This window comes from Roseibium sp. RKSG952, assembly GCF_009711355.1.
This window is the reverse complement of record NZ_SMMF01000560.1, coordinates 1-1,838: the sequence shown is the minus strand read 5'-3', so window position 1 is coordinate 1,838 and position 1,838 is coordinate 1. Positions and strand designations below refer to the sequence as shown.

2 protein-coding genes are annotated in these 1,838 nt (G+C 57.5%); both read right to left on the bottom strand.

All coding sequences use genetic code 11. The features are described from left to right. Positions 1-32 precede the first annotated feature (32 nt). Positions 33-1,289: a cysteine desulfurase gene (locus E1297_RS02255; protein ID WP_244327601.1), complete on the bottom strand. Its 1,257-nt coding sequence runs from the start codon at positions 1,287-1,289 to the stop codon at positions 33-35. A 15-nt stretch (positions 1,290-1,304) separates the two neighbouring features. After that, positions 1,305-1,838 (bottom strand): SufD family Fe-S cluster assembly protein (locus tag E1297_RS02250; protein ID WP_196223143.1); only part of this gene is annotated, 534 nt, incomplete at its 5' end.

Here is a 1,838-nt window from a genome sequence, read left to right as displayed (position 1 = left end):
ATGGTGGCCGTATTTTCCATCTCGAACCTTCCTTACCCCAAAAATCCCTGGGCCTTGATCAACGCGTCGTATAGTGCATCCACTTCCGCGCGTGTGTTGTAGAGCCCAAAACTTGCCCGGCATGTAGAGGTCACGCCGTATCTTGCCAAGAGCGGTTGCGCGCAATGGGTCCCTGCCCTGACCGCAACACCCGACCGGTCGATGATTGTCGAGACGTCATGCGCATGAGCCCCCTTCAGTTCGAAAGAGACAATTGCCCCCTTCCCCGGAGCCGTCCCGAAAATACGCAAGGAATTGATTTCCGACAAACGCGCATGGGCGTAATCCCGCAAATCCTCTTCGTGGCGCGCGATATTCTCGCGCCCGATCGATTCAATATAATCAAGAGCAGCCCCCAGTCCGATCGCCTGGACAATCGGAGGGGTCCCTGCCTCAAACCTGTGCGGCGGCTCGTTGTAGGTCACGAGATCTTCGGTCACATCGAGGATCATCTCTCCACCACCGTTAAACGGCTTTAGGCCTTTCAAGCTGTCGGCCTTGCCATACAGCACACCAATGCCCGATGGCCCGTAGACTTTGTGGCCGGTGAAAGCATAAAAGTCGCAATCGAGATCCTGAACATCGACCGGCATGTGTACAGCCGCCTGACTGCCGTCGACCAGAACCGGAATGCCGCGCTCATGGGCAATCCGGCAGACCTCCTTGACCGGGACGACCGTGCCCAGAACATTGGACATGTGCGTGATCGCAACAAGTTTTGTCCGGTCACTGAGAGCCTCGGCAAATGCATCGAGATCAAACGACCCGTCCTCGCGCACATACACCCATTTCAGCACCGCGCCGTGGCGCTCCCGATGGAAATGCCAGGGAACAATGTTGGAGTGGTGCTCCATGATGGACAGAACGATTTCATCGCCCTCACCGAATGTCTCCCCGCCCAAGCCGTAGGACACCAGATTGATCGCTTCGGTGGTGCTGCGCGTGAAGACAATATTGTCGACCGACGGCGCGTTGAGGAAGCTGCGCACCTTTTCGCGCGCAGCTTCGTAATTGTCGGTCGCCGTATTCGACAGGTAATGCAATCCGCGGTGGACGTTCGAATACTCATGGCCATAGGCTTTCGAGACCGCATCAATCACGGCCTGCGGCTTTTGCGCGGACGCCCCATTGTCGAGATAGACGAGAGGCTTGCCATAGACGTCCCGCGACAGGATCGGAAAATCCTTGCGGATCGCCTCGACATCATAGTCGTGGGCAATGGTTTCGGTCATTGCGGTTGCAACCGTCATAACGGCGCTGCTCCTTTAATTCTTGGCCGCCAGCCAATCACGGACCCGGGCTTCAAGCACTTCGGTCACGTTGTCCTCGTCATATTCCTCGATGGCTTCGGAGAGGAACGCCAGCACGAGAAGCGTGCGTGCCTCGTCTTCCGGAATGCCGCGCGCGCGCAGATAGAACAGAAGATCCTCGTCCATCTGCCCGCAGGTCGCGCCATGCGCACAGATAACGTCGTCGGCAAAGATCTCCAGCTCCGGCTTGTTGGCCATTTCGGCCTCTTCCGAAAGAAGCAAAGCCTGCGTCATCATTTCGCCATCGGTCTTCTGGGCATGCGGCGCCACATTGATGCGGCCCTGATACACCCCGCGTGCCCGGTCATCGAGAACGGTCTTGAAGAATTCACGGCTGTTGCAGTGCGGCACGGCATGATCGACGATCAGTGTCTGATCGGCAAGACCAGTGCCGCGTGCCATGGCCACACCATAGATCCTCGCTTCGGAGTTCTCACCGGTAAAGTTGATGAATTGCTGGTTCAGCACGAATGCCGGGCCGGCAATGAA

Excerpts from the sequence above, each read along its gene's own strand:
- E1297_RS02255 (WP_244327601.1), bottom strand. The coding sequence starts at position 1,289 with ATGACGGTTGCAACCGCAATGACCGAAACCATTGCCCACGACTATGAT.